Genomic DNA, 24,692 nt, shown 5'->3' with positions numbered 1-24,692 from the left:
CTTGCCCTTGAGCGAGTTTCTTTATTCGGCTTCTTTTGATAGCCTGCGATATAGATCGAGCCATTTATACTTTGTTCGCTCTTCGATCAACTCGATTTGCTTTTTATTTTGCTTGAAATGAATACTTCCACTTTGTGCAGTTTGCAAGAGTGGAATATCTAATTGTTTGAGTCGTGTTTGGGTCATCTTTGCTGGATGCCCATAACGATTAAACCGACCGGCAGAAGCAATCGCCAACTTGGGCTTAAAATGGTTTAAAAATGCATAGGATGAACTGTGCCGACTACCATGGTGTCCAAGTACCAAGACATCGACTTTTAGGTCTGGATAATCTCGTAATATTTGATATTCCGTCTCCCAACCCGCATCCCCCATCAATAGAAAACGTCGTGGCCCATTGACGCCTTTGACCGTCACATACAGTACACAAGAGCGTTCATTGGCATTCCAATGAGCATCTGTCAGATCTTCAGGCTTTGGCGAGAGTATTTCAAAATAGACTTGCTGATCCCAATTCCACTGCTGACCACGTTGACATAAACGCTGTGGAGCTTGGTTCGGGGTTTGTACCCGTTCATTACTTGAAAGCTGCCCAATATCAAGCTGTTGCTCCAATGAGAAAAAGCCACCACTATGGTCTTGATCTAAATGAGTCAATAACACCCGATCTAGTCGATGGACACCATTCACACTCAAAAATGGCCGGATGATATTCTGCCCGACACTAAATTGACTTTCGTCATAGTTTCCACCGAAGTCCACCATCATGTGATGATCTACAGAACGGATATAGATCGCCTGCCCTTGCCCCACATCTAAAATTGAAAGTTGAAAGTTTGCTGAATTTCTCCATGGGATAAACAGAGCAAAAAAGGCAATGACCGCCCAATATTTTGGCAAGATACCTTCAGGTAAAAATAAGATTACTATAACGAGTAGCAACAGTATGATTTGAGTTGACGTCAATGCGACATCTTGCATTTTTGGTGCAAAGAGTCGATCTAAGCCATAGAGAAATACATGTAACACTTCTAAACACAGATCATTGAATAAAAAAACCAAATGCGCTAAAGGTGTAGAAATATAAGAAAGTGCCCCTCCGATGATATCTAAAGGAACCACCACTGCCCCTAACCACGGGATGGCAAATAAATTACTTAATGGGCTAATCCACGTGACTTGCTTGAAAAAAATCACCATCAATGGAAATAAGGCGATAAAGATTTTCCATTGTGATTCCACCATCAACCACATTGAATGTTTTAACTTTTGCCAAAAACTGGCTTCCGCTTGAGCCAGTAAATGCTTCCTTAAGGTTTGATAAATCCGCAGTAAAATAAAGCATGCGCCATAAGACAACCAAAATGCCGCGGATAAAATACTAAAGGGATCCACAAGCAATAAAATTGCGGCACTAAAAACCAGCAGTTGAAAAGGCTGAATGGTTTGCCGTAACAAAAGTATGCTACTGGCGACTAGGCAGATCGTCAGCGTTCTCAGTGCCGGTATTTCAAAACCGGTAAATGCACAATATAGAAGGACACAAAAGATAAAGGGCACGACCAAAACATACTGTTTGGGCCATTTGAGATAAATTTTGGGACAATATTTTCGAATAGCTAACTGCATCACCCAACAAAGCATGCTGGCAAAAACAAGTACATGTGGACCAGATATCGCCAATAAATGACTCATCCCAAAGCGTTGAAATAATTCACTGGTGCCTTCAGTGAGTAAACTTTTATCGCCTGTAAGCAGTGCTAGCAGCAAGCCATGATTTCGTAGTGGTTGTTGATATATAAACGCTCTTAAATATAAACGTTGTTGTTCGACTTTTATTTTGAACTGATGCAACACACCTTGATGTCGTTGATACTGCTGCCCATAGCCCATCGCAATCACATGTTGAGGTGGTATTAATTCCACCGACTTCACCTTTAAACTGGCATGTATATTTTGCTGTATGCTCCACCGTTCTTGATCAAATGCACCTTCGGTCACATAACTCTGCGTAGGCCGTAACTCACCATACATTCGATAATATTGTCCAGGGACCAACTGGATCGTCTGCTCATGACTTTGCAAAATTGACTTGGGTAAATACGCCATAAAATATTGAATCTGCTGATTCAGATTGAGCACTTCAATTTTTTGCTGAATTGCTTGGTCTTTGAGTTGGCTGATCTGTGGAATATACGCAATAAACTCGCCTTGTCTGCTCTGATGTTCAACCAATGCCAAACGCTGATCGAGTTGAGTATTGGCGAAACTAAAACCGAGAATTGAACCTATGCAAAGATTTGTACTGAGCTGTAAGATTTTCGAAAAGATACTTTTTAGTTTTGGTGAAATGTAGAGCTGTAGCACTAGCCAAATCAGGACAATAAAAAGCAACTGAGCTGTCGAGAGTTGTGGATTCCAAAACATGAACCCCATAAAAGAAATACCTAAAATCCAGCCAATACAAAAACTTTGTAACATGAGTCGTCATTATTTTTATTATGTGCTGGCAATAATAAAGCCCACCGCGGTGAGCTTCAATCAAACAATCTTAATCCACTAATTTTTTACAAAATCAAATTAGCGCTTAGTCATCTACCCATAAACCATCTTGCATATGCAAAATCGCATCAGCAGATTGAGCTAAATATTCATCATGGGTCACAATTAGCATTGCCATGTTAAATTCTTTACGTAATTCAGACAACAACTCAAAAATCCTCACCGCGGTTTTGCGGTCTAAGTTCCCTGTTGGCTCATCAGCCATCATCAACTTAGGTCTTGCTACCAATGCACGAGCCAAAGCCACACGTTGACGTTCACCGCCTGAAAGCTCACCCGGTTTGTGCGTCATGCGGTGGGAAAGTCCAACGCGTTCCAAAAGATATTCAGCTTGCTGCTTCACTTCTTTGAAGTTACTCGACTTACGTAACATCAATGGCATTGCCACATTTTCAAAGGCGGTAAATTCAGGCAGCAAGTGATGGAATTGGTATACAAAACCTAAATGCTCATTACGGATATAACCACGCTCTGCTTCACCTAAAGTGTCAAAGCGTTGACCATTAATCATCACTTGACCCGATGTTGGACGATCTAAGCCACCCAATACATGCAACAACGTACTTTTACCAGAACCACTTGACCCCACAATCGAAACAAACTCACCTGCTTTGACTTGTAATGAAAGTCCACGAATCACATCGACTGTAGACTTCCCATCAGTAAAAGATTTGGTAATGTTTTGGGCATCTAAAACTAAATTACTCATAGCGTAGAGCCTCTGCAGGTTGAACTTTAGCTGCACGTAAAGCCGGATAAATAGTCGCGATAAAGCTAAGACCCAATGATAAGGACACAATCACCACAACATCTTGCCATCTTAAATAAGACGGTAAATAGTTGATGAAGTAAGCATCAAACATATTTAAGCCCAATGTTGTATTCAACCAACCGACTAAATTACTAATACTAGATGCAGCAATAATCCCTAAAATTGCCCCAGACACCGTACCAATCACCCCAATCACTGTACCTTGCACCATAAAGATCCGCGTGATTGTAGCCGGTGAAGCACCTAGAGTACGCAAAATGGCAATATCGGATTTTTTATCAGTGACCACCATCACCAATGAAGACACGATATTAAATGCTGCAACCAATACAATCAGGAACAGCAATAAACTTACCATTGCCTTTTCCATTTGAATCGCACTGAACAGATTACCGTGCGTATAAGTCCAATCTGAAGCATAAAAGTTTGCAGGTAAATCACGCACAATTTCTTGAGACACTTGTGGCGCTGCAAAAATATCATCCAACTTCATACGGATGCCTTGTGCACCATCTGGCAGTCTTAATAAAGTCGACGCATCGTTCAGGGCTACATAGCCCATCATCGAATCAACTTCTGCACCAATACTGAAAATACCCACAATTTTAAATCGTTTAAAACGCGGAACAACGCCAGCCGGAGAAGGTGTTGCTTCGGGAAGCACCAAGGTCACACTGTCATTTAAACCTAAGCCCAAGGCATCTGTCATTTGCTTGCCAAGGACAATACCAAACTCACCTTTTTTCAGGTTATCGATACTGCCTTCCACCATATGGTCTTGGATAATTGATACCTTTTTTTCATACTGCGGTTCAATCCCACTGACCATAATGCCAGACACTTGACCTTGTGCCGTCAACATTCCCTGTAATTGGGTGAATGGTGCGACCCCTTGAACATGCTCATGCTGCTCAATTTTTTTTGCAAGTTCAGGCCAATTTGTTAAAATTTGTGTTGAAGAAACAGTGGCTTGAGGTATCATTCCTAAGACACGAGTTTTCAACTCACGATCGAAACCATTCATCACAGATAAAACTGTAATAAGGACTGCCACACCAAGCGTGAGGCCGATCATGGATACCAAAGCAATAAAAGAAATAAAGTGGTTACTGCGCCGAGCGCGAGTGTATCTCAACCCTATATACAGCGAGATTGGTTTAAACATAACCATCTAGTCCGAGGTAATATATATTATGGAAAACTTACAGCATCAAAGCGTTCAAACTGAACGCCGTGTAATGTCGCGTATCGATGCTGCTTTGCGCATCAACTATCAGATTATCTCTGATGATGTTGCACTGAATGATCCTTACGATCCTAATTTTGTATTGCCGCGCTATTTTCTACTACTTGCTGAATTAGATCAATTTGATCATGCACTCAACTACGAATTAGAACAATTAGCTGAGAAAGATCAACAAATTGCTCGAATCTTATCCTTATTTAACCAAAAGTTAAACCTTATTACGGGTTCTTTATACGACGCAATTGTACAAAGCATGTTACCAGTGCCTGAGCATGTGAATTTTTCCGAGACTGGTTTGAGCTTTTTTAGCGAACGCGCGATTAAAGAAGGTACTTATATCCATGTGACCTTAAGCCACCCTGAAAATTTCTTCCATATTGCGGCAACTGCGCAAGTGGTTTATAGCCGTGAAGAAGAAAGCAACTTATACCGTACGGGTGCCTATTTTATCACACTGCTCCCTCAAGACCGCGTCAAACTTGCAGAGTGTATCGCACTGACCCAAAACAAAGAGTGATTTTTAATCAATGTTTTAATTTGTGGGCGAGCTCTCTGTTCGCCCGAAAATCTTTATAAAAATAAACAAACAAGCCTGATAATAGAATCACAGCACCAAGTAAAACCATCAATGATAATTTTTCATCATTCAGTAAAGCACCAAAGAGCATAGCAAGCATGGGTGTGAGTACCGTTGTTAAAGACAAAGTTGTCGCCTTGATGTTTTGTACCAGTTTGAAATAACAAAACATGGCAATCAATGAAGCCATAATCACTGCATAAAATAAGCCGATGAGCGCTTTAGTTGAAGGCATCTGTGTAGGTGCATACTGCCAAATAAAAGGTAGCATTGCAGCAGAAAATAGGGCTGAGATAAGAATCGAACCTGTGGCTTGAGACATGGGCTGCAATGGCGCATTGACTTTTTTCACCCAAAAAATCGACATACAGTAGACGAATACGCTCATTAACATTAAGACGATGCCAACAGGCTGTACGTGCTGATCACTGCCGCCTAAGCAAATAATGGCTAAACCACAGACGGCAATCAACATCCCAATCCATTGCAAGCGATGCAGATAGGTATGAAAGAAGAAACGACCAATCAGACCCGTCATAATTGGCGCTAAACCAAACATCAGGGCAATAATGCCTGAGCTGAGATAGGCCGTTGCCATATAGGTAAAAATTTGAGAACCAATAAAACTAAACGCCCCTGCCAAATAACTGTGCAGGGAGGTTTTATCCATCGGCAGTTTATGTTTAAAAATAAACAATAATGCGAAAGCCAAGGGTAATGCGATAAAAAAGCGTAATGTCAGTGCCCAAAACGCATTGATATCACTGACACTCCAAACGATGGCAAGTGGCGTGGTCGACCAAATGAACACCAACAACGCATAGGTCGTCGCTAGATTTGTTTTAGATGGCATGGTTTTTACTTCTGCGCCGTTTTACGTTTTTGCTTTTGAATGGTTTGATCTAAGCTACTAGAAAATTCGCGCTTATCACGTTCTGAAATCGGGGCTGGACCACCGGTTTGCACACCTGCGCCCCGTAAAGTATCAATAAAGTCGCGTAAGTGTAGACGTGCTTTGACATTTGCTGTGGTATAAATCTCACCCCGAGGATGTATCGCTATACCGCCCCGCTCAATCACTTCAGCAGCAAGTGGAATATCCTGTGTCATCACGATGTCGTGCTCTTTCATGCGCTGAATAATTTCTTTATCCGCTGCATCTGCCCCACTCATGACTTGAATCGAGTTAATTCGGACCGAAGGCGTTATCCCAACATTTTGATTGGCGACAAAAGTGACTTCTAACTGGTAACGATCAGAAGCACGAATAATTACATCACGTAAAATGCGTGGTAACGCATCTGCATCCACCCATAATTTAAATGGTAGCACTGATTTTCCATTCACTTTTAAACATAACTCATAGTAACAAATCTACATGACAATTTGGGGATCTGCATCCGCTGAATGGATCTACATTTCTCTAATCATGAGAATCGAAAAGCTGCAAAATGAGCCAAAGTTGAGCCTATTTTCCAATGCTTTAACATTTAAATCCTACTGAAAATATTTTTTATGCATGATTTCATGATAAATATGACGTCGGTGACTTGAAAATTTCAAATAACCCTCGATTTATTAATTATGAAACCAACCCAATATCAATTGTGCATATGAAAAAACAAAATAGCCCTGAAATTATCACTATTGAAGATCAAACTTTTGGTAGTCATGTTGAACATTGGAATTTGCTTACAGGCAACCCGACAACGGATGTACCAGTTTGGCTGGGTCAGGCATTGGATGCACCCATTATGCCGATGGGCTTATGTGCACAAGAATCTGATATGGATCAAAGTACATGGCTGATTCAAGGTCCATCTCAAGCGTCTATTCAACTTTGCCAAGTGATTGCTGTAGAAAATAATAAACCTAAAGCCGTTAAAACTGCATTTCCAAGTTTTGATAGCCCATATAAAACCAAAGCCACCATTGAACGTATTATTACCTGTAAATCCAATACGCAAGCTGTGCTTTGCCTCGACTTAGGCGCAAATACCAGTGTGTATGCTTTTGATAGTTTATATAGCGTCAATCACGACCAATATGAAAAAGATGTAACCTACAGTGTGCAACTCAATGCTTGGGCCTATGAACTCGAAGCTGTCGCAGAACATGAACAGCTTGTTGTTGATGATCCTGCATCGATTAAACATCATCGTGCTTTAAACGATATATTGGCAGCAAATAATGGTATTGCCCCTGCAGACTTACACGAACAAATTAAAGCGTGGCAACCAAAGTCTGAAGATGACAAAGCACCAGTCACCGTCGATTTTTCTAAAATGGTTGCATACCTATATGGTGAAAACCTCGGACAAGAAGACGAAGCATGGTTCCAAGGGCATATTGTTGGCAAAACTGCCATGCAATTTAAAGAGCAAGACTATACGCTGTATGATGTGACCTTAATCCACGAAGAAAACCAAGAAGCGGTGATTGTTCGTGTTGCAACAAGAAATCCGGCGCATAAAGATTTCAATGTTGGGCAATATATTCGTGGCAACCTGTGGATACAAGCCAATATTTACGCGAAATCTGCCTAATTTGAATTCAAAAACCCTATTTCAAATAAAAAAAGCCGCCTCAGTGCGGTTTTTTTATTTCTCGCTAATCATGTGTATGCGCTGAATATTTAAATGATTGAATATTTCTTATCCATAAACCAGTCAATATATTCTATTTTTAAATTCAAATTAAAATAACTTATCCACAATATTAAATTCAAAATAATGCTGCTAAATAAATCCATCTACAAAGGATAAAATATAAAAATCTAATATAAATAAATAAGATAGGAAATTTATGAAACTAAATTTATCAATTCAGTTGCTTATTTTTAAATAAACTAAATAGTTTAGTAAGTTTACGGCAGATAGTACTTTATTTAATCAAATAATTATGTTAAAAATGCGTTTAAGAAATAGTAATTAACGATAAATAGATCGGAAAGAATATCTATGAAAGTCGTGCAAGAAGAAAACTTATCGCAAGTTGACCATCACATGGAATCTCGATATCAAATCGAGCCAATGTCCTGCTTATTTTTTATGTTAGGTATGCTGATTTGTGCATACGTTTTACATACTTTTATTTTTTAATCTATTCAATAAAAAAAACCGGCATTTGCCGGTTTTTTTATGCCTTTACAATTATGCGTTGCGTTTTGCAAAGTCATCCATAAAGTTAACCAGTGCTTGAACACCTTCTAGCGGAACAGCATTATAAATACTTGCACGCATACCACCCACTGAACGGTGACCGGCTAAATTAAGCAAGTGGTTTTCTTCAGCTTCTTTCAAGAATTGTTTTTCCAAATCTGGATTCGCCAAAGTGAATGGTACGTTCATTATTGAACGGAATTCTTTTGCAATTGGATTTGCATAAAAATCGCTTGAATCGATATAACCATAAAGCAATTCAGCTTTTGCCATATTCGCTTTATATATTGCGTCTACACCGCCCTGCTCAAGTAACCATTCAAAAACGAGGCCAGATAAGTACCATGCATAAGTTGATGGTGTATTCACCATTGAACCATTTTTCGCTTGAGCTGAATATTTCAAGATACTTGGAATATCTGCTTTCGCTTGATCCAATAAATCATCACGAATAATCACTAAAGTTAAACCAGCCGGACCGATATTTTTCTGAGCGCCTGCATAGATTAAACCGAACTTAGAGACGTCTAATGGTGCAGATAAAATGCTTGATGAAAAATCGGCAACCAATGGCTTGTCTGTTTCAGGAATGTTGGCAAACTGAAGACCTCCAATGGTTTCATTATCTGCATAATGCACATAAGCCGCATCATCAGATAAGTTCCAAGTACTTTGATCAGTAATCGCAAGTTTACCGTCAATGGTGGTACCCGCTTCAACGACATTAATGTCGCCATAACGCTGTGCTTCTTTCAACGCTTTTTCAGACCAAATACCAGTGTGGATATAGTCTGCTTTGCTGTTTTTACCCAATAGGTTTAATGGGATCGCAGAGAATTGAAGTGATGCGCCACCTTGAAGGAATAACACTTTATAGTTGTCTGGAATATTCATCAGCTTACGAAGATCAGCTTCTGCTTTCTCTGCCACAGCAACATAGTCTTTACTACGGTGGCTCATTTCCATGATCGAAAGGCCTTTGCCTTGCCAGTCAAGCATTTCAGCTTGAGCTTTTTCTAAAACGGCAGTGGGTAATGCAGCAGGACCAGCACAGAAGTTGTACGCGCGCATGAGTTTTCCTTTCAAAGTGAAACACAATAAAATGATGGCATTTAACCATATCTGACGCGTGCTTGCAGTAGTTAAAGCTGAAAATATTCCAATGCTGTCTGACATTTGAAGTCAAATTTTCAATAAAGATCAAAATTAATTCTTCTTAATTCAAATTATTAGATTTACTGATATTTTTTATCCCTTGAATTGATGCTAATTTAAGGTCTTGATGTGAGAAAAATGACGTGCGCTGCGAAGATAAAATTCATTTACATATGTATATGAAACAATACAACAACTTAGTGAATTTACCCAACTTCATCACAATGACTATAATGAACCCATCCTAGCTGTGAGTGTGTTTTTATGCCTTTACCTCGAACAGATTATTCTATAAAAATTAAACATACATTTCGTTCAGGTTTACTGCTTGGCCTTGGTTGTTTCAGTGGCTTTTTTAGCCCCACGGTACTTGCGCAAAGTATCAGTTATAGCCAAGCAGAACAAAGTCTACTCACTAGTTCGTATAGTACTCAGGCCAACCAAGCGCTACAACAATCTGCCGAACTTCAAGCTCAGGCCATTAAAGGCCTTGGTTTACCTCGTGTGGATTTAAACGTCCGTGCCTATGCCTTTCATAATGAACTCGATATTCCTCTCGGCGCCTTAAAAAACAACTTAGAACAAACGCTGAGTAATGGCATTAATAATAAAATTGATGAAAGCTTACCGAGTGATTTGGCAGACCCATTAAAAGACAGTCTGCAACAGCCAATCCGTGATGGTGTCGGATTAATTCCAGATTCTTCCCAAGTGGTCTTAGATGATCAAGTGATCCGCCCTACCGTTTCCGTAATGATGCCGCTGTATACCGGTGGGTTAACGTCTAGCGCCAAGGAAATTGCCAATATCCAAGCCAAACGCAGCGCGATAAGCAGTGAACAACAACAAGATGTGCAACGTTTTGAATTAATCCAAGCCTACTTCAATGCTCAATTACAAAAAAAATTAGTCGAAAGCAGCCGCTTCAATTTAAATGCGATGCAACAACACTATGCCAATGCACTCAAAATGGAACAACAGGGTTTCATTAGCAAAGGCCAGCGTATGCAATTTGAAGTGGCGAAGAATAATGCGCTCAGAACTTTTCAAAATACTGAAGCGAATCTCCGCTCTAGCTTATTTAAGTTAAACAACTTAATGCAAAGCAGCCAAATTACTGATCTTTCAACGCCATTATTTATCAATCAGCAACACAATCAAAATATAACCGCCTTACTAAAAAGTTATCAGGATCAGTCTAGTTTGGTGCGTAAAATGCAATTGGACAGTCAATTGGCCGGTGCCAATGTGAAAGCCCAAAGCGCAGCAAAAAAACCCAACGTCTTTGCATTTGGCGAATATAGTCTCGACGATAAACAAAACTGGATCGTTGGTGTTGCCGCTCGCTACAACTTATTTTCAGGTATTGATAAAAACAAATCCGTACAAGCTGCTGAACTTCAACGCTATGCATCTGAGTTAATGACTGAGCGTACCAAACAAGAAATTGAAAGCCTGATTTATAGCTCATTTAATGAAGTCACCAGCGCTCAACAAAGTCACCTGTTGTTGCAGCAAAACCTAAAAGCTGCTCAAGAAAATTTAAGAATTCAACAGCTTTCATTTAAAGAAGATATGGGAACAGCCACACAAGTGATTGATGCACAAAATGCACTGAGCGGGCTACAAAGTGAAATGGCGCTCAATGCTTATAAATACGTGATGTCACTCGCAACACTGCTACAAAGTCACGGGAGCATTGACCAGTTCCAAAGCTATATCAATCAATCACACACCGATTACATCCGTTAAACTTAGACTGGGGAAATGCACATGAATCAGGATTCAACTGATCAACCAAAAGACACCTCAACTGAGGATAAATCATCTGTTACATCAACAAATGATACGGTTGTACCAAAGCCTGTTATGGAAAACAGTAGTACGCAAGACGAAATCGCGATGGATAAAAAGCCGACAGAATCTGTTAATTCAACGTCTCTAGAGCAAGACCACTCTTTCTCCCCAACAAAAGACCAACATAAGAAATCTATACTGATAAAAATTGCAGTTGGCATTATATTGATACTACTTTTAGCATTGATTGCATTTGGCTTATGGAAAAGTTATCAGCCCAAGCAGGTTGAATTACAAGGTCGAGTTGAGGCTGAAACCATCCACATTAGTACCAAAGTACCCAGTCGTATCGAAGAAATATATGTGCATGACGGTGAAAAAGTACAAGCAGGTCAAGCACTGGTTCGTTTAACCAGCCCTGAAGTCGATGCAAAAAAACAACAGGCTTTAGCTGCACTCCAATCTGCGCAAGCACTGCAATCCACAGCTGAACGCGGCTCTCAACAAGAAAATATTGATAGTTTGTATGCCAATTGGCAAAGTCTAAAAGCACAGCAACAATTGGCGCAAACCACCTACCAACGTGGTCAAAACCTCTATAAAGAAGGTGTGATTTCACGACAACGCCGTGATGAAATGCAAGCTGCCGCAGTGTCTGCTGCACAAATGACAGAAGCGTCTTATCAACAATATGCGCGTGCAAAACGTGGCAGTACACCGCAACAACAAAGCTCGGCAGATGCCCAAGTCAAGATTGCGCAAGCCGCATTGGCTGAAGCCAATGCACTTGAGGCTGAAACAAAGTTATTTGCACCCTCTAATGGCACCATTTCAAAAACCTATGGCAAAGTTTCAGAATTAGTTGCGATGGGTGTGCCCGTTGTAAGCCTGATTCAAGATGATAGCTTATGGATTAGCTTAAATGTCCGTGAAGACCAGTATGCTCAAGTGTATCAACTCAAGACCATGCATGGATTTATACCCGCACTGAACAAATCTGCCGATTTTAAAATTGATCACATCGAAGCCGAAGGTGAATTTGCAACGATTAAAACCACGCGGCAAACGGGCGGCTATGACATTCGTAGTTTTAAAGTCCAACTAAAACCCGCTCAACCGATTGCTGACTTAAAAGTGGGTATGAGCGTGTTGTTTAAAATTGAAGAGCGTAAATAATGTTTAGGGGCATTCTGCGTGAGTTTCGCTATTTAATGCAGCACAAATGGGACTTGTGTATGGTCACACTTGCCCCCGCCCTTGTGATTTTGCTCTTTACCAATATGTTTGCTCAAGGCAAACCAGATCATTTACCCATCGCGATCATAGACCAAGATCAAAGTAGTTTAAGTCGCAACATTACCCATTTTGCGCAGCTCAACCATACGTTAAAAGTAGCCACCATTACACCTAGTATGGACGATGCTGAAAAGCTGATAAATCAAACCCACATTTGGGGCTATATTCATATTCCTGCTGGCGCAGAGCAACGACTGGTTCAAGCAAAAGATGCAGAAGTCAGCATTGCCTATAACCAAAGCTATTTTAGTGTCGGCAATAGTATTTCATCAGCCATGTTGCTAAGCACATTTCAAGCCATGGCCGATTTTAGTGGTCATCAGTATTTAGAAAATAGCATCCCCTACCTCGATGCACCGACGCCCAATGTTAAAATTTCACCCTTATATAATCCGGGTTTAAATTATGAGTTCTATTTAGAGCCTTATATGATTCCTGCGATTCTGCATTTATTACTGTGTTGCTGTGTCGCATTTTCGGTTGGTCAAGAAATCAAATATGGCACTGTAAATCAATGGGTGAATCCAAGTTCTGTCTTTCAAGCTTTAATCGCTAAAAATCTCAGTTATGTTTTCATTTTTACCGCTTGGACTTGGGTGTGGATGTTGTGGCTAATCCAGTTTCGAGGATGGTTTGTTCAGGGTTCATTATTGCTAATTTTGCTCGGGCAATTGTTTTTTTATACAGCCTATGCCTTTATCAGCTCTACTGTAGTTTTGGCGACACGTGATCTCACCAAGTCCTTTGGTTTTATTGCTGTATATGGGGGCTCATCACTGAGTTTTGCAGGGGTGACATTGCCGCTGAATAACGCGCCAATGTTTACAAAGTTCTGGGCCAATATTATTCCCTATACGCCTTATGCCAAGTTACAAACAGAACAATGGGTCATTGGTAGCCCAATCTCCATTTCAATCACACCGCTTGTCACCCTGATCATTTACTGTCTGTTCTATTTTGTTCTTGCCAGCTTCTTTCTACGTAAAGTACTAAAGGAGCAAGTCATATGAATGTAATCGCGTCATTTCTATCAAATTTGCTCAGACACTATATTCAAACCTTTAAAGATATTGTGAAGCACAGTTCGATTTTTACCACTTTAGTGCTTTCTGTTTTTCTTTACAGTTTTTTTTATCCCATTGCCTATCAAGCGGAACACGCAGAATCGCTCCCTATAATTGTGGTGGATGAGGAACAAAGCATACTCACTAATACGATTATTGGTGCTGTAGCCAATAGTCCCAATGTAGAAATTCGAGCTGTGACTGGTAATTTTGCTGAAGCTGAAAATATGCTCAGAAGTCAGCAAGCTGACGGGATTTTACTGCTGCCGAGTAATCTTTCAAATAGCATTCGTCGTGGTGAAACCGGTGGAATTGGTTTATATCTCAGTGCTGCAAATTTTCTAAAGACTCAAAAAATTGGCTTAGGTTTAGCCAGCTCTATAGAAAATGCCCTCGTCGAATATGCAGAAAAATTCCAGAACATATCCGATTTTAGCCCCGCTTTGTCGATTCATAAGATTCCATTATTTAATCCACTTTCAGGCTATGGCAGCTATATTTTCCCAGCGGTTGCACCCTTAATTATTCATCAGACGATTTTATTGGGTCTGTGCATGCTGATTGCAACCTATCGACAAAACACCACTTGGGGTCCGAGCTATACACAATTGGCTGGCATCTTCTTGTGTATTTTGACCATTGGAACGTTGGGATGCTTCTATTTATTTGGTTTTACTTTTTGGCTGAATGATTATCCTCGAGGTGGAAATTTTTGGGGTATGTTCATTGCTGTACCCATCTTCCTCAGTTGTATTATTGCGATGACGCTCTATCTAGCCACCTTTCTTGACCTGCCAGAACGTGCAGGACATGTCATCGTTTTTAGTTCTATTCCGCTATTTCTACTTTCGGGAACGGCATGGCCACATGCAGCTATGCCTGAATGGATGCAAATACTTGCTCAGGTGTTGCCGTCAACCCAAGGCATTCAAATGTTCCTTCAACTCAATCAGATGGGTGTGCCTACAGTAATCGTCATCCCAAAACTGCTTTACCTCACAAGTATTGGACTGATTTTTTTATGTCTTGCTGTCTGGCGTTTAAAGTTTGCCAAAAGATAAAGCTTTTTGTGCTGTAAGACATGTCTGATCTCAGGCGAAATGCGTTCAAATCTATTCATCATGGACTCGAACGCTTTGTATCTAATCATGTCTCAAATTTTAATGCTTTCTGCCACCTATTAACTGTATGCTGTTGGCGTCACAGTCGATGCTTCATCCACTTGAATATTAAAATCATCTGCATCTGAAGTGATCTCAGTAACCAAATCATCTGATTCTTTTTCTGCAGCGTTTTCAAGCCAGAATCCTTTCACTTTATCGTCCCCATCATGACCTGCAAAGACCACACTCATATACAGTTCTTTTTGCGGATAATCATATTTATACACAATCGTTGTGGTCTTACCTTCTCCCAGCCGAGTATTTGCCATTCGCTGAATCACTTGCGCTTCAGCGCTAGGTTGACCTGCAGGAATCAGCTTTTTCATACGTGAAAACAGCTCTGGATCTGCTAGCATCGCATCACGAACATTTTCTTCAACCAATGCCAAAAAGCTGTCTTGATGGGGTTGGTGTAGTGCTGCGAATAATTTTTCTGACTTGGTACGCTGTGAGCTTGTCTCACTTGGTAGGCTTGATTCGAATTTTGCAATCAAGAAATCGCCAATTTTTTCACAAGCCGTTATAGGTAAGATTAAAGTGATGATGACGACTAATTTTTTCAACACCGTACAAGCCCTCTGCTTATTATTAAAATATATAAAGTTAAAATTCATTTCAGATAATCTGTGTGATTTATAGAATTTTCACTGATTTATCTGCCTCACAAGTATAAAGCAAACTTCTATATAAAAATGAAAAATACAGGCTCACATTTAGTTTTTCGATCTTTCTAGGTAAATCAGAGATTTTGTGAAGTGTTTATTAATAACTCAATTTTATTCGTTTTATAAATTAAATTTAACAATCGAATCGTTTATACAACTAAAAATGATAATTTATCGATCAAACAGTTTGGTTTTGATCAAAATGGTTGGCTGTATTCTCATATAAACTGCAAAATATTATCGTATTTATCTCCCAAATTATTCAGAACTTTTTGTCATGGCGGATTCAGTCTGTCTGCAACATTTGTTCGTGGATGACTGTGGGCTTTTTTCTCCCAAATCTGACATAAGAGCTGATGTATGAAAAAGATTAAGGTGAGCCTTGCCTGGCAAATCGTGATTGCTCTCATTCTAGGTATACTTGTTGGTGCTTTCCTACACTATTCTCCTGAATATCGTGATGCTTTAGTTAATAACTTTTTGACGCCTTTGGGCTCAATTTTTATTAACCTTATTAAGATGATCGTTATTCCGCTTGTTGTGTCGATGCTTATTTTAGGTATTGCCAATACAAGTCACGGTAGTAACTTAGGTAAACTTGGTTTCAAAACGATTATTTATTTTGAAATCATTACCACCGTTGCTATTTTAGTCGGTTTAGTTGCAGCCAACGTATTCCAACCTGGTGCCGGCATTGATATGTCTGCATTGACGCAAGTCGATATTTCAAAGTATCAAGAAACAACACATGAAGTCAGTGAACATTCTCATGGTTTGATTCAAACAATACTTTCACTTATTCCATCTAACTTTTTTGCAGCTTTGACGAGTGGTCAAATGCTCCCAATCATCTTTTTCTCTGTGATGTTTGGTGTAGGTTTAGGTGCGCTTGATCAAGAAGTAAAACAACCTTTAATTAAAGTGTTGACCGCTGTTTCTGAAACGATGTTTAAAGTTACTCACATGATCATGATGTTTGCACCTATTGGTGTATTCGGCTTGATTGCAGCGACTGTTGCGAATTTCGGCTTCAGCTCTCTTGTGCCACTGCTTAAACTCGCAGTTTTAGTTTATGGTGCAATATTCTTCTTTATTTTCATTGTATTAGGTTCAGTTGCTAAATTCTGTAGCTTCAGTGTTTGGGCCATTATCAAGATCTTAAAAGATGAATTGATTCTCGCATATTCAACTGCAAGTTCTGAAACCGTCCTCCCCCGTATTATGGAAAAAATGGAAGCTTATGGTGCTCCGAAACCGATTACCAGTTTCGTGATTCCAATTGGCTATTCATTTAACCTCGATGGTTCGACCCTATATCAAAGTATTGCGGCTATCTTTATTGCTCAGCTTTACGGGATTGATCTGACAATCACCCAACAAGTGATTCTGGTCCTGACTTTGATGATTACCTCTAAAGGGATTGCAGGTGTACCTGGCGTTTCTTTCGTGGTCTTGCTGGCGACTCTCGGTAGTGTCGGTATTCCACTTGAAGGTCTGGCATTCATTGCAGGTATTGACCGTATTTTAGATATGGCACGTACTGTACTGAATGTGATTGGTAACGCGCTTGCAGTACTGGTGATCAGTAAATGGGAAGGCCAATTTGATACTGAAAAACAAAAAAATTATGCCTCTAATCTAAAAGATGCCGCTTAATTTGATGACATAAAAAAGGACGCTTAGGCGTCCTTTTTTACAGCTTTGTTTTATTTTTTACCTAATTTTATTTATTTTTTTCGCCAAAAACTGAAATATTAAAATCTCGAATTTTGTTACTTCCTGCGGGTTTATCAAAACTTACATCATACTGTACAAGGTTTTTATTGGTATAACCGTACTCATAAGTAACTGTATATAAAGACGGCTTTTCAGTCGATTTTTCAATGTGCTTAGCCACTATATTTTTACGTGAGTAATCTTGTTTCGGAATACCTCGTGCAAATTTACGCAGCTCTTTTTCATTCTGTTCAAACTTCGCTTTGAGTTCTGGTTCAAAGTAAGTGTACAGCTTATCAAAATTGCCTTCACGTAATTGATCATAGGCAGCTTGGGCTACTTCAGTCTGTTCAACACTTGGGTCTGGTATTGCATTTAATGCTTTTTGGCCAATTTGGTCACAACCTGACAACGCTATGACACAACCTAGTAACAAAAAATTTGCCTTCATAACCACACTTATTCCTAATTTAAGCTTTTGAGTATATATAAAACTTCAAAGTTGATATTAAAATTAAGATATCTCTTTAACTTTTCTCTTTCCAACTTGTTGACAGTACATTAAATTAAACTCTGTTCACTAACGCAAGGTAAATGAGCTTCACTTTTAATGTATTTAAATAAAGTACCACTGAAAATTCTAAGGGTTTATTTAAGTACCAACTTTAGATGACTACCGATAATTTTAGCCAAAGGATCATCTTGTTTAAATAATACGGTGTAAAATACAGTTTGCTGCTCGTATTCATACTTAAGCTTTGCTTCAATTAGTTCACCATGCACACTATTTTTAATACTTTTATATTCCAACATTTTATAATCTAAAACTTTTTCAAAATATGGAATATATGAAGATATTTCTGGTAATAATGTTGGATCTTCTAACAAAGCGTGATAAAACTTCTCATCTGTTATTTTCTGGATTTGATCTAAATCTTTATCACGTATAGCAACATACAATTGCTCAATGTGTTTAAGTTGCAAAGGTGTCAGCTTATAAGGAATAGATGATTCTTTTTTTATACCTTCATTAAACTCTACAGACGTCGGCTCACTACATCCCATTAATGCAAAACAAATGACTATTCCTTTGGTTCTAATTAATTTTTTGAAATACATTTAAGTCACTATTCTTGTTTATATAAATTTTTGTTAATACTATTCATCTATCAAAAAGGACGCCGTAGCGCCCTCTTTTCTCAATCTTCAATTAGTCTTCTTCAGGCTCATTGAGATCTGATTCATTGTCATTTTGATCAATAATCGTTGAGTCATCTACAAGTTGCTCAGTTTCGATTGCTTCCACTTCTTCAAAAGTTTCGTCTTCTTCAACTGCTTCGATCGCCACAACACCGACTAAGATTTCGCTTTCACCTAAACGGATCAAACGAACACCTTGAGCATTACGACCTGTTTGTGCCACTTCAGACGCACGTGTACGAACCAACGTACCACCATCTGAAATTAACATAAGCTCTTTAGACGCATCAATCGCTACCGCACCAACAAGTTCACCGTTACGTTCAGATGTTTTGATTGCAATAACACCTTTACCGCCACGTTTCTTGGTTGGGAAGTCATCTACTGGTGTACGTTTACCATAACCATTAGCTGAAGCACAAAGTACTTCACCAGTTTCCGGAACAACCACCAATGACACTATACGGCTAATGAGAGCTGAATCAGAGGTATCTTCATCATCAGACTCTACATCAGCATCCTCAGCGTCTTCTGCTTGAGCAGCTGCACCAATGGTCACGCGCATACCACGAACACCTTTGGCAGAACGACCCATTGAACGCACATCAGTTTCTGCAAAACGAATAGCTTTACCTTCGTTTGAGAACAACATGATTTGTTGTTCGCCATCGGTAATGGCAACACCAATTAAGGTGTCATCACCATTGAGCTCAATCGCGCGTAGACCGTTAGAACGAACATTCGAGAATTGTTCTAGTTCAACACGTTTAATCGTACCGTATTCAGTCGCCATGAATACATAGAAGTTTTTACGAACCGCTTCAGCTTGTTGTGCGAAGTCATTGATGATCTCATCATCAAGATCAGTGGTAGAAAGCTCTAAGCCCAACTGTTTCAATTGAACACGTAATGCATCAGACAAGTCATCTGCACCGTCTTCAGTCTCAGCAAGCGCAGCTTCTAAGCCAGCAAAATGACTATTAATCACTTCATTGGTTTGTAGCTGTGCACTATTGGCTTTTACAAATGCTTTAAAGTCAGCCAAACGTTCTTTAAATTTCTTCGGCGCATCAACCACAGGTAAAATAGCGGTGATGGTTTCGTTTTCATCTAATGGCAATAAGTTCACCATCGGACGACCTTTCGCACCACGAGATGCTTGAGGTACTTCATACACTTTCAAACGATAAACTTTACCCACATTGGTAAAGCAAAGCACTGTTGCGTGGTTTGAAGTCACGATCAAATGTTGGATGTAATCGTCTTCTTTCATTGAAGTTGCAGACTTACCACGTCCACCACGACGCTGTGCAGCGTAGTCTGACAATGGTTGAGTTTTTGCATAGCCTGATTTAGAAACAGTTAGTACCATTTGCTCTTCAGGGATTAAATCTTCACGAGAGAAGTCGATACGTGATTCCACGATATCGGTACGACGTGCATCGCCATATTGTTGAAGGATTAAAGCCAATTCTTCTTTAATCACGTTCATCAATAAGTTGAAATCGTTCAAAATTGCCGTGTATTCAGCAATTTGACCAAGAATTTCTGTATATTCAGCTTGTAACTTGTCTTGTTCTAGACCAGTTAAACGATGTAAACGAAGTTCTAAGATCGCACCCACTTGGGTTGGAGACAGACGATAAATATCACCTGTTAAACCAAATGGACGTGCTGGATCTTCGCCTTCAATTTCATCTGGACGGACAGATACCGCGCCTGCTTTTTCAAGCAAGGCAACAACACCTCCGCCTGCCCACTCGCCCGCTTGTAAACGTTCGCGCGCTTCGCTTGGATTTGCAGATGTTTTGATGGTTTCAATGATCGCATCGATATTTGCAAGAGCAACCGTCAAACCTTCTAAGATATGTCCACGTTCACGTGCTTTACGCAATTCGAACATGGTACGGCGTGTAACCACTTCCTGACGGTGACGGATAAACGCTGCAATAATATCTTTCAAGTTCATTAACTTAGGCTGGCCATTATCGAGGCAGACCATGTTAATGCTGAATGAATTTTCTAATTGGGTATTTTGGAATAGGTTATTTACAATCACTTCGGCGTTTTCACCACGCTTCAAGTCAATTGCAATACGCATCCCTTCTTTATCTGATTCATCACGAAGTTCAGAAATACCTTCAAGTTTTTTCTCTTTAACCAACTCAGCAATACGTTCAATGGTTTTTGCTTTGTTAACTTGATAAGGAATTTCAGTGAAGACAATCGTGCTTCGACCCGACTTTTGGTCTTCTTCAATGTGATATTTACCTCGGATATGCAAACGGCCTTTACCAGTACGGTACGCATCGACAATGCCTGATTTACCGTAAATGATGCCGCCTGTAGGGAAGTCTGGACCAGAAATGTGTTCCATTAACCCTTCAATGCTGATATGCGGATCGTTGGCATAAGCAAGACATGCATTAATGACTTCTGTCATATTATGCGGAGCCATGTTCGTTGCCATACCTACTGCAATACCAGCTACACCGTTAATCAACAAGTTAGGCACACGTGTTGGCATGACTTGTGGAATACGTTCAGAACCGTCGTAGTTGTCTTCCCACTCTACGGTATCTTTCTCAAGATCCGCTAAAAGTTCGTGGGTTAATTTACGCATACGAACTTCGGTATAACGCATTGCTGCTGCACTGTCACCATCGACAGAACCGAAGTTACCCTGACCATCAACCAATTGATAGCGTAAACTGAAATCTTGAGCCATACGAACAATGGTTTCGTATACAGCTAAGTCACCATGTGGGTGATATTTACCGATGACGTCACCGACTACACGGGCAGACTTTTTGTAAGCTTTGTTGTAGTCATTGCCCAATTCGTGCATTGCAAAAAGCACACGACGGTGAACAGGTTTGAGACCATCTCGGACATCTGGCAACGCACGTGACACAATCACGCTCATTGCATAATCGAGATATGAGCTCTTCAGTTCATCCTCAATGGCAATCGGTCTAATTTCCGATACGCTCATGCATACTCCTTGTTATACAAGCAGAATTCTGCCCGCATTTATATATCGTAAATCTGTAAAAATTAGTTCAAAAAACACTGAACCAATATCAAAAATCAAGTCGGACAGTATAGCATAAAAACCCTGATTTTTGTGCCAATCATCTTGCACTAGAACCATGATTTTTTGTATTTATTTTAAGCATTTTGATTTTATTTGCTGTGAAAAAAACCTCTACGAATAGAGGTTGTTTAATGTTCAAAAGATTTCTTTTCGAAGCTTCAAATTTAGGGGCATAAATGTGATAAAAATCACTCTTTATGATATTGCATGACCTCTAATTCTTGAGGCACATGATCATGCTGCAACCATGGGTATGCTGTTAGAAACAAACCAAAAATAAGCGGAAATTCATAAACTTCTTTGATGAAATCTTTATAAGCCAAATCGTACAAAAATAAAAAACTAAGACTTCGACTATGCTCAACTGCATCAGAAATAAATAAGCCCAATATCACCAAGCCGAATGGCCAAATTGGCAAAGCCAAGGTTTTTAGTTTATGTACAATTTCTTGACGCATAAGGCGAAAATAGCATAAAGACGACTGGTGCAATCATGAATACCGAAATTAAACGAAAATACGGTTTAGGCACATCAGGAAAATAGTCACGCCCCCAACTAATACTGCGACCAAATAGCAACAACCACCATGCGACAGCCCACAACCAAAATTGTTTCTTTCCATCTTGCATTTCAAGTGGTCGAATATAGAAAAAAGTATAAATCGCAAAAAACAGCAATAACAATGCTTGGACCGATTCAACTGCTGTAACAGTCATTCCATCAAATAAAGGAAAAGAGATACTTTGTAAAACAGGAAAAAAGTAAACAGCAGATCATCAGCACCAATACACTGACTGGTAACTGAAAATCAAATTTCAAAGGGAGACTCCGCCTAAAAGGCAAGTTCAATAAAAAAGCAATGTTAACACAAAATATACAATCCTTTAAGCTTGCTTTAAGTTTGAGATTCAAACTTGAAAGATAAATTTTTATTATTTTATTTTAAATCTTTGTATTTTTTATAATTTATTAATTTCCATCCTATTACCAAGCGATTGCTCCTGCTTACTTACCATTTAAGTTTCAACATACGTTTAGCTTACGCTACAGTAGTGCCTAATACTGACAACAAGAAATAATATCGTAAGAATTTTGAAGTACGAAATTAAGAATCCACCACTCTCATAAATATGAAAAATAAAAGTGCAATGCATATTTATGTACATTCACGTATGGTTAATCGATTACGCATGATCAAGAAGATCTACCAGACTATTCATTCCGCAATAAAAAACGCTCCTAAGCCATCAGCTTAGGAGCGTCTTGAACTGTGTTCAGAAATTAGATTTTAGATACTAATTCTGGAACAACAGTATTCAAATCACCCACTAACCAGTAGTCAGCTACTGAGTTAATTGGCGCTTCTTCATCTTTGTTGATCGCAACGATCACTTTAGATTCTTTCATACCTGCCAAGTGCTGAATCGCACCAGAGATACCTACAGCGATGTACAAGTCAGGAGCAACGATTTTACCTGTTTGACCCACTTGCATATCGTTTGGTACGAAACCAGCATCAACTGCTGCACGAGATGCGCCTTGCGCAGCACCAAGCTTGTCCGCTAATGGATCAAGAACAGTGTGATAGTTTTCACCTGAACCAACACCACGACCGCCTGAAACAACAATACGCGCAGCTGTTAATTCTGGACGTTCAGATTTCACGATTTCTTCAGAAACGAACTTAGAAATACCAGCATCACCAGTAGATGCAACAGCTTCAACTGCAGCAGAGCCGCCTTCGCTTGCAACAGCATCAAATGCAGTACCACGAACAGTCGCAACTACAACAGACTCGCCAGACTCTACAGTTGCAATCGCGTTGCCTGCATAGATTGGACGTTTGAAAGTTTTAGGACCTTCAACAGCAATGATGTCAGTGATCATGCTTACGTCAAGTAGCGCAGCAGCACGTGGAAGTACGTTTTTGCCCGTTGTCGTAGAAGCAGCAAGGATGTGAGTGTAACCCGCACCGATAGAAGCAACTAATTTAGCAACGTTTTCAGCCAATTGATTAGCATAAGCAGCGTCGTCAGCAAGTAATACTTTGCTTACACCCGCAACTTTAGCTGCTTGGTCTGCAACTGCTTGAGCGCCTGAACCAGCTACTAATACAGTGATATCACCACCGATTTTTTGCGCTGCAGCAACAACGTTAAGAGTTGCACCATTTAGTGCTTTGTTGTCGTGCTCAGCGATAACTAAAATACTCATGATTTTTATCCTTCTGTATTAGATCACTTTCGCTTCGTTTTTCAATTTATCTACAAGCTCGTCTACAGACTTCACTTGTACGCCCGCTTTACGTTCTGCAGGAGCTTCAACTTTAACAGTTTTAAGCTTAGTCGCAGGTGAAACGCCATAATCAGCAGGTGACTTAGTATCAAGCGGTTTTTTACGCGCTTTCATGATGTTTGGAAGAGCAGCATAACGTGGCTCATTCAAACGCAAGTCAGTGGTGATAATTGCAGGAAGTGCAAGTTCAACAGTTTGTAAACCACCGTCAATTTCACGAGTCACTTGTACTTTGTCGCCTTCAACTTTAACTTCTGAAGCGAAAGTACCTTGGCCAGCACCTAAAAGCGCGCCAAGCATCTGACCAACTTGGTTAGAGTCGTCATCAATTGCTTGTTTACCAAGAAGGACCAATTGAGGTTGTTCAGCGTCTACAACACCTTTTAGGATTTTTGCAACTTCAAGTGCACCTAACTGGCTGTCGTCAGCTTCAACAAGGATACCTCGGTCTGCACCAAGCGCCATAGAAGAACGGATTTGTTCTTGAGCTTCTTTAGGACCAATAGAAACAACAACGATTTCTGAAACAGTTCCTTTTTCTTTTAAACGAACCGCTTCTTCCACTGCGATTTCACAGAATGGGTTAATTGACATTTTAACGTTCGTTAAGTCAACACCACTGTTGTCCGGCTTAACGCGAACTTTAACGTTGGCATCAACCACACGTTTTACAGCAACAAGAGCCTTCATGTAATCCTCGGCTGTTTTAGCAAATGTAAATGTTGAGAAAAGTTATATTAACTCTTCACTTTAAATTTTTTAGGTGCCCTATCTTGCAATGTGTACGGCATTTCGGTCAAGTCACAATTATCGAAAGACCTGTAAAAAAGCGTAATTTCCTTGAACTTATCGTTCACATTTTTTAAAGAATGCTTCAGTTATTCAAAAAAACGCATTATTCAGTTATTTTTTAAGCATTGATTTT

General features: G+C 39.7%; 21 protein-coding genes. 7 read left to right on the top strand and 14 right to left on the bottom strand.

Annotation, left to right across the window (positions count from 1 at the left end):
* Positions 1–21: 21 nt before the first annotated feature.
* From FTT92_RS01865 to FTT92_RS01855, 3 genes are all read right to left on the bottom strand, one after another.
* The gene (locus FTT92_RS01865; RefSeq protein ID WP_180171284.1) at positions 22–2,481 is read right to left on the bottom strand and encodes a DNA internalization-related competence protein ComEC/Rec2; all 2,460 of its coding nucleotides are present in this window, start codon (positions 2,479–2,481) and stop codon (positions 22–24) included.
* Positions 2,482–2,587: 106 nt separating this feature from the next.
* Positions 2,588–3,271 (bottom strand): lipoprotein-releasing ABC transporter ATP-binding protein LolD, encoded by a 684-nt coding sequence (gene lolD, locus FTT92_RS01860; protein WP_168378071.1) that lies wholly within the window; start codon positions 3,269–3,271, stop codon positions 2,588–2,590.
* Entirely contained in the window at positions 3,264–4,499 is a 1,236-nt protein-coding gene (locus FTT92_RS01855; RefSeq protein ID WP_078190389.1) for a lipoprotein-releasing ABC transporter permease subunit, read from the bottom strand. The genes lolD and FTT92_RS01855 overlap by 8 nt, the downstream gene beginning before the upstream one ends.
* Before the next feature lie 28 nt (positions 4,500–4,527).
* Here FTT92_RS01855 and FTT92_RS01850 point away from each other — a divergent pair, with 28 nt between their 5' ends.
* A complete protein-coding gene (locus FTT92_RS01850) occupies positions 4,528–5,097 on the top strand; it encodes a PilZ domain-containing protein (RefSeq protein ID WP_078192054.1) in 570 nt (189 codons plus the stop codon).
* Positions 5,098–5,104: 7 nt separating this feature from the next.
* Here the strand turns inward: FTT92_RS01850 and FTT92_RS01845 are convergent, their stop codons facing one another.
* Together FTT92_RS01845 and FTT92_RS01840 are read right to left on the bottom strand one after the other, a co-directional pair.
* Positions 5,105–6,010, bottom strand: a complete 906-nt coding sequence (locus FTT92_RS01845; protein ID WP_180171283.1) for a DMT family transporter — start codon at positions 6,008–6,010, stop codon at positions 5,105–5,107.
* A 5-nt stretch (positions 6,011–6,015) separates the two neighbouring features.
* The gene (locus FTT92_RS01840) at positions 6,016–6,504 is read right to left on the bottom strand and encodes a YaiI/YqxD family protein (RefSeq protein ID WP_373684088.1); all 489 of its coding nucleotides are present in this window, start codon (positions 6,502–6,504) and stop codon (positions 6,016–6,018) included.
* 266 nt (positions 6,505–6,770) lie between these two features.
* On the opposite strand from FTT92_RS01840, the gene FTT92_RS01835 reads away from it, so the two are divergent.
* A complete protein-coding gene (locus tag FTT92_RS01835; RefSeq protein ID WP_180171282.1) occupies positions 6,771–7,703 on the top strand; it encodes a hypothetical protein in 933 nt (310 codons plus the stop codon).
* A 606-nt stretch (positions 7,704–8,309) separates the two neighbouring features.
* Here the strand turns inward: FTT92_RS01835 and serC are convergent.
* Entirely contained in the window at positions 8,310–9,389 is a 1,080-nt protein-coding gene (gene serC, locus FTT92_RS01830; RefSeq protein WP_111884024.1) for a 3-phosphoserine/phosphohydroxythreonine transaminase, read from the bottom strand.
* A 348-nt stretch (positions 9,390–9,737) separates the two neighbouring features.
* Here serC and FTT92_RS01825 point away from each other — a divergent pair, with 348 nt between their 5' ends.
* The 4 genes from FTT92_RS01825 to FTT92_RS01810 are packed head-to-tail and all read left to right on the top strand — an operon-like array spanning position 9,738 to position 14,691.
* On the top strand, positions 9,738–11,225 hold the full coding sequence (locus FTT92_RS01825) for a TolC family protein (RefSeq protein ID WP_180008317.1): 1,488 nt from the start codon (positions 9,738–9,740) through the stop codon (positions 11,223–11,225).
* A 21-nt stretch (positions 11,226–11,246) separates the two neighbouring features.
* On the top strand, positions 11,247–12,446 hold the full coding sequence (locus FTT92_RS01820; protein ID WP_373684087.1) for an HlyD family secretion protein: 1,200 nt from the start codon (positions 11,247–11,249) through the stop codon (positions 12,444–12,446).
* The gene (locus tag FTT92_RS01815) at positions 12,446–13,576 is read left to right on the top strand and encodes an ABC transporter permease (RefSeq protein WP_180171280.1); all 1,131 of its coding nucleotides are present in this window, start codon (positions 12,446–12,448) and stop codon (positions 13,574–13,576) included. The genes FTT92_RS01820 and FTT92_RS01815 overlap by 1 nt, the downstream gene beginning before the upstream one ends.
* The gene (locus tag FTT92_RS01810; protein ID WP_180171279.1) at positions 13,573–14,691 is read left to right on the top strand and encodes an ABC transporter permease; all 1,119 of its coding nucleotides are present in this window, start codon (positions 13,573–13,575) and stop codon (positions 14,689–14,691) included. Before FTT92_RS01815 ends, FTT92_RS01810 begins: the two co-directional genes overlap by 4 nt.
* A 119-nt stretch (positions 14,692–14,810) precedes the next feature.
* Here the strand turns inward: FTT92_RS01810 and FTT92_RS01805 are convergent, their stop codons facing one another.
* Positions 14,811–15,359, bottom strand: a complete 549-nt coding sequence (locus FTT92_RS01805) for a hypothetical protein (RefSeq protein ID WP_180171278.1) — start codon at positions 15,357–15,359, stop codon at positions 14,811–14,813.
* A 459-nt stretch (positions 15,360–15,818) separates the two neighbouring features.
* Between FTT92_RS01805 and gltP the strand changes: the two genes are divergently transcribed.
* Complete coding sequence (gltP, locus tag FTT92_RS01800; protein WP_180171277.1) at positions 15,819–17,114, top strand: glutamate/aspartate:proton symporter GltP; 1,296 nt, start codon at positions 15,819–15,821, stop codon at positions 17,112–17,114.
* A gap of 67 nt (positions 17,115–17,181) precedes the next feature.
* Here gltP and FTT92_RS01795 read toward each other — a convergent pair whose 3' ends face one another.
* The 7 genes from FTT92_RS01795 to FTT92_RS01770 form a co-directional block, all read right to left on the bottom strand.
* On the bottom strand, positions 17,182–17,625 hold the full coding sequence (locus FTT92_RS01795) for a DUF3887 domain-containing protein (protein WP_111883927.1): 444 nt from the start codon (positions 17,623–17,625) through the stop codon (positions 17,182–17,184).
* A 197-nt stretch (positions 17,626–17,822) separates the two neighbouring features.
* Positions 17,823–18,293, bottom strand: coding sequence for a hypothetical protein (locus FTT92_RS01790; RefSeq protein WP_180132920.1), 471 nt, complete (start codon positions 18,291–18,293; stop codon positions 17,823–17,825).
* Between the two features lie 91 nt (positions 18,294–18,384).
* Positions 18,385–21,369: a DNA gyrase subunit A gene (gene gyrA, locus FTT92_RS01785; protein ID WP_180113934.1), complete on the bottom strand. Its 2,985-nt coding sequence runs from the start codon at positions 21,367–21,369 to the stop codon at positions 18,385–18,387.
* Positions 21,370–21,659: 290 nt separating this feature from the next.
* Entirely contained in the window at positions 21,660–21,929 is a 270-nt protein-coding gene (locus FTT92_RS16645; RefSeq protein WP_257231547.1) for a hypothetical protein, read from the bottom strand.
* Entirely contained in the window at positions 21,907–22,188 is a 282-nt protein-coding gene (locus FTT92_RS16640; protein ID WP_257223216.1) for a hypothetical protein, read from the bottom strand. The genes FTT92_RS16645 and FTT92_RS16640 overlap by 23 nt, the downstream gene beginning before the upstream one ends.
* Positions 22,189–22,753: 565 nt before the next feature.
* On the bottom strand, positions 22,754–23,686 hold the full coding sequence (locus FTT92_RS01775) for an FAD-binding protein (protein WP_111883923.1): 933 nt from the start codon (positions 23,684–23,686) through the stop codon (positions 22,754–22,756).
* Positions 23,687–23,704: 18 nt separating this feature from the next.
* A complete protein-coding gene (locus FTT92_RS01770) occupies positions 23,705–24,457 on the bottom strand; it encodes an electron transfer flavoprotein subunit beta/FixA family protein (RefSeq protein WP_180171276.1) in 753 nt (250 codons plus the stop codon).
* Between the last annotated feature and the right edge of the window lie 235 nt (positions 24,458–24,692).

The sequence above is a fragment of the Acinetobacter sp. YH12023 genome (assembly GCF_013420135.1).
GTDB lineage: Bacteria > Pseudomonadota > Gammaproteobacteria > Pseudomonadales > Moraxellaceae > Acinetobacter > Acinetobacter amyesii.
Note: the sequence above shows the minus strand (reverse complement) of the source record. Positions and strands in the feature narration are given on the sequence as shown.

What these genes read in the sequence shown, in the direction of transcription:
- FTT92_RS01865 (WP_180171284.1), bottom strand. Translation starts at nt 2,481, where the DNA reads ATGTTACAAAGTTTTTGTATTGGCTGGATTTTAGGTATTTCTTTTATG.
- lolD (WP_168378071.1), bottom strand. Translation starts at nt 3,271, where the DNA reads ATGAGTAATTTAGTTTTAGATGCCCAAAACATTACCAAATCTTTTACT.
- FTT92_RS01855 (WP_078190389.1), bottom strand. Translation starts at nt 4,499, where the DNA reads ATGTTTAAACCAATCTCGCTGTATATAGGGTTGAGATACACTCGCGCT.
- FTT92_RS01850 (WP_078192054.1), top strand. Translation starts at nt 4,528, where the DNA reads ATGGAAAACTTACAGCATCAAAGCGTTCAAACTGAACGCCGTGTAATG.
- FTT92_RS01845 (WP_180171283.1), bottom strand. Translation starts at nt 6,010, where the DNA reads ATGCCATCTAAAACAAATCTAGCGACGACCTATGCGTTGTTGGTGTTC.
- FTT92_RS01835 (WP_180171282.1), top strand. Translation starts at nt 6,771, where the DNA reads ATGAAAAAACAAAATAGCCCTGAAATTATCACTATTGAAGATCAAACT.
- serC (WP_111884024.1), bottom strand. Translation starts at nt 9,389, where the DNA reads ATGCGCGCGTACAACTTCTGTGCTGGTCCTGCTGCATTACCCACTGCC.
- FTT92_RS01825 (WP_180008317.1), top strand. Translation starts at nt 9,738, where the DNA reads ATGCCTTTACCTCGAACAGATTATTCTATAAAAATTAAACATACATTT.
- FTT92_RS01820 (WP_373684087.1), top strand. Translation starts at nt 11,247, where the DNA reads ATGAATCAGGATTCAACTGATCAACCAAAAGACACCTCAACTGAGGAT.
- FTT92_RS01815 (WP_180171280.1), top strand. Translation starts at nt 12,446, where the DNA reads ATGTTTAGGGGCATTCTGCGTGAGTTTCGCTATTTAATGCAGCACAAA.
- FTT92_RS01810 (WP_180171279.1), top strand. Translation starts at nt 13,573, where the DNA reads ATGAATGTAATCGCGTCATTTCTATCAAATTTGCTCAGACACTATATT.
- gltP (WP_180171277.1), top strand. Translation starts at nt 15,819, where the DNA reads ATGAAAAAGATTAAGGTGAGCCTTGCCTGGCAAATCGTGATTGCTCTC.
- FTT92_RS01795 (WP_111883927.1), bottom strand. Translation starts at nt 17,625, where the DNA reads ATGAAGGCAAATTTTTTGTTACTAGGTTGTGTCATAGCGTTGTCAGGT.
- FTT92_RS01790 (WP_180132920.1), bottom strand. Translation starts at nt 18,293, where the DNA reads ATGTATTTCAAAAAATTAATTAGAACCAAAGGAATAGTCATTTGTTTT.
- gyrA (WP_180113934.1), bottom strand. Translation starts at nt 21,369, where the DNA reads ATGAGCGTATCGGAAATTAGACCGATTGCCATTGAGGATGAACTGAAG.
- FTT92_RS16645 (WP_257231547.1), bottom strand. Translation starts at nt 21,929, where the DNA reads ATGCGTCAAGAAATTGTACATAAACTAAAAACCTTGGCTTTGCCAATT.
- FTT92_RS16640 (WP_257223216.1), bottom strand. Translation starts at nt 22,188, where the DNA reads ATGACTGTTACAGCAGTTGAATCGGTCCAAGCATTGTTATTGCTGTTT.
- FTT92_RS01775 (WP_111883923.1), bottom strand. Translation starts at nt 23,686, where the DNA reads ATGAGTATTTTAGTTATCGCTGAGCACGACAACAAAGCACTAAATGGT.
- FTT92_RS01770 (WP_180171276.1), bottom strand. Translation starts at nt 24,457, where the DNA reads ATGAAGGCTCTTGTTGCTGTAAAACGTGTGGTTGATGCCAACGTTAAA.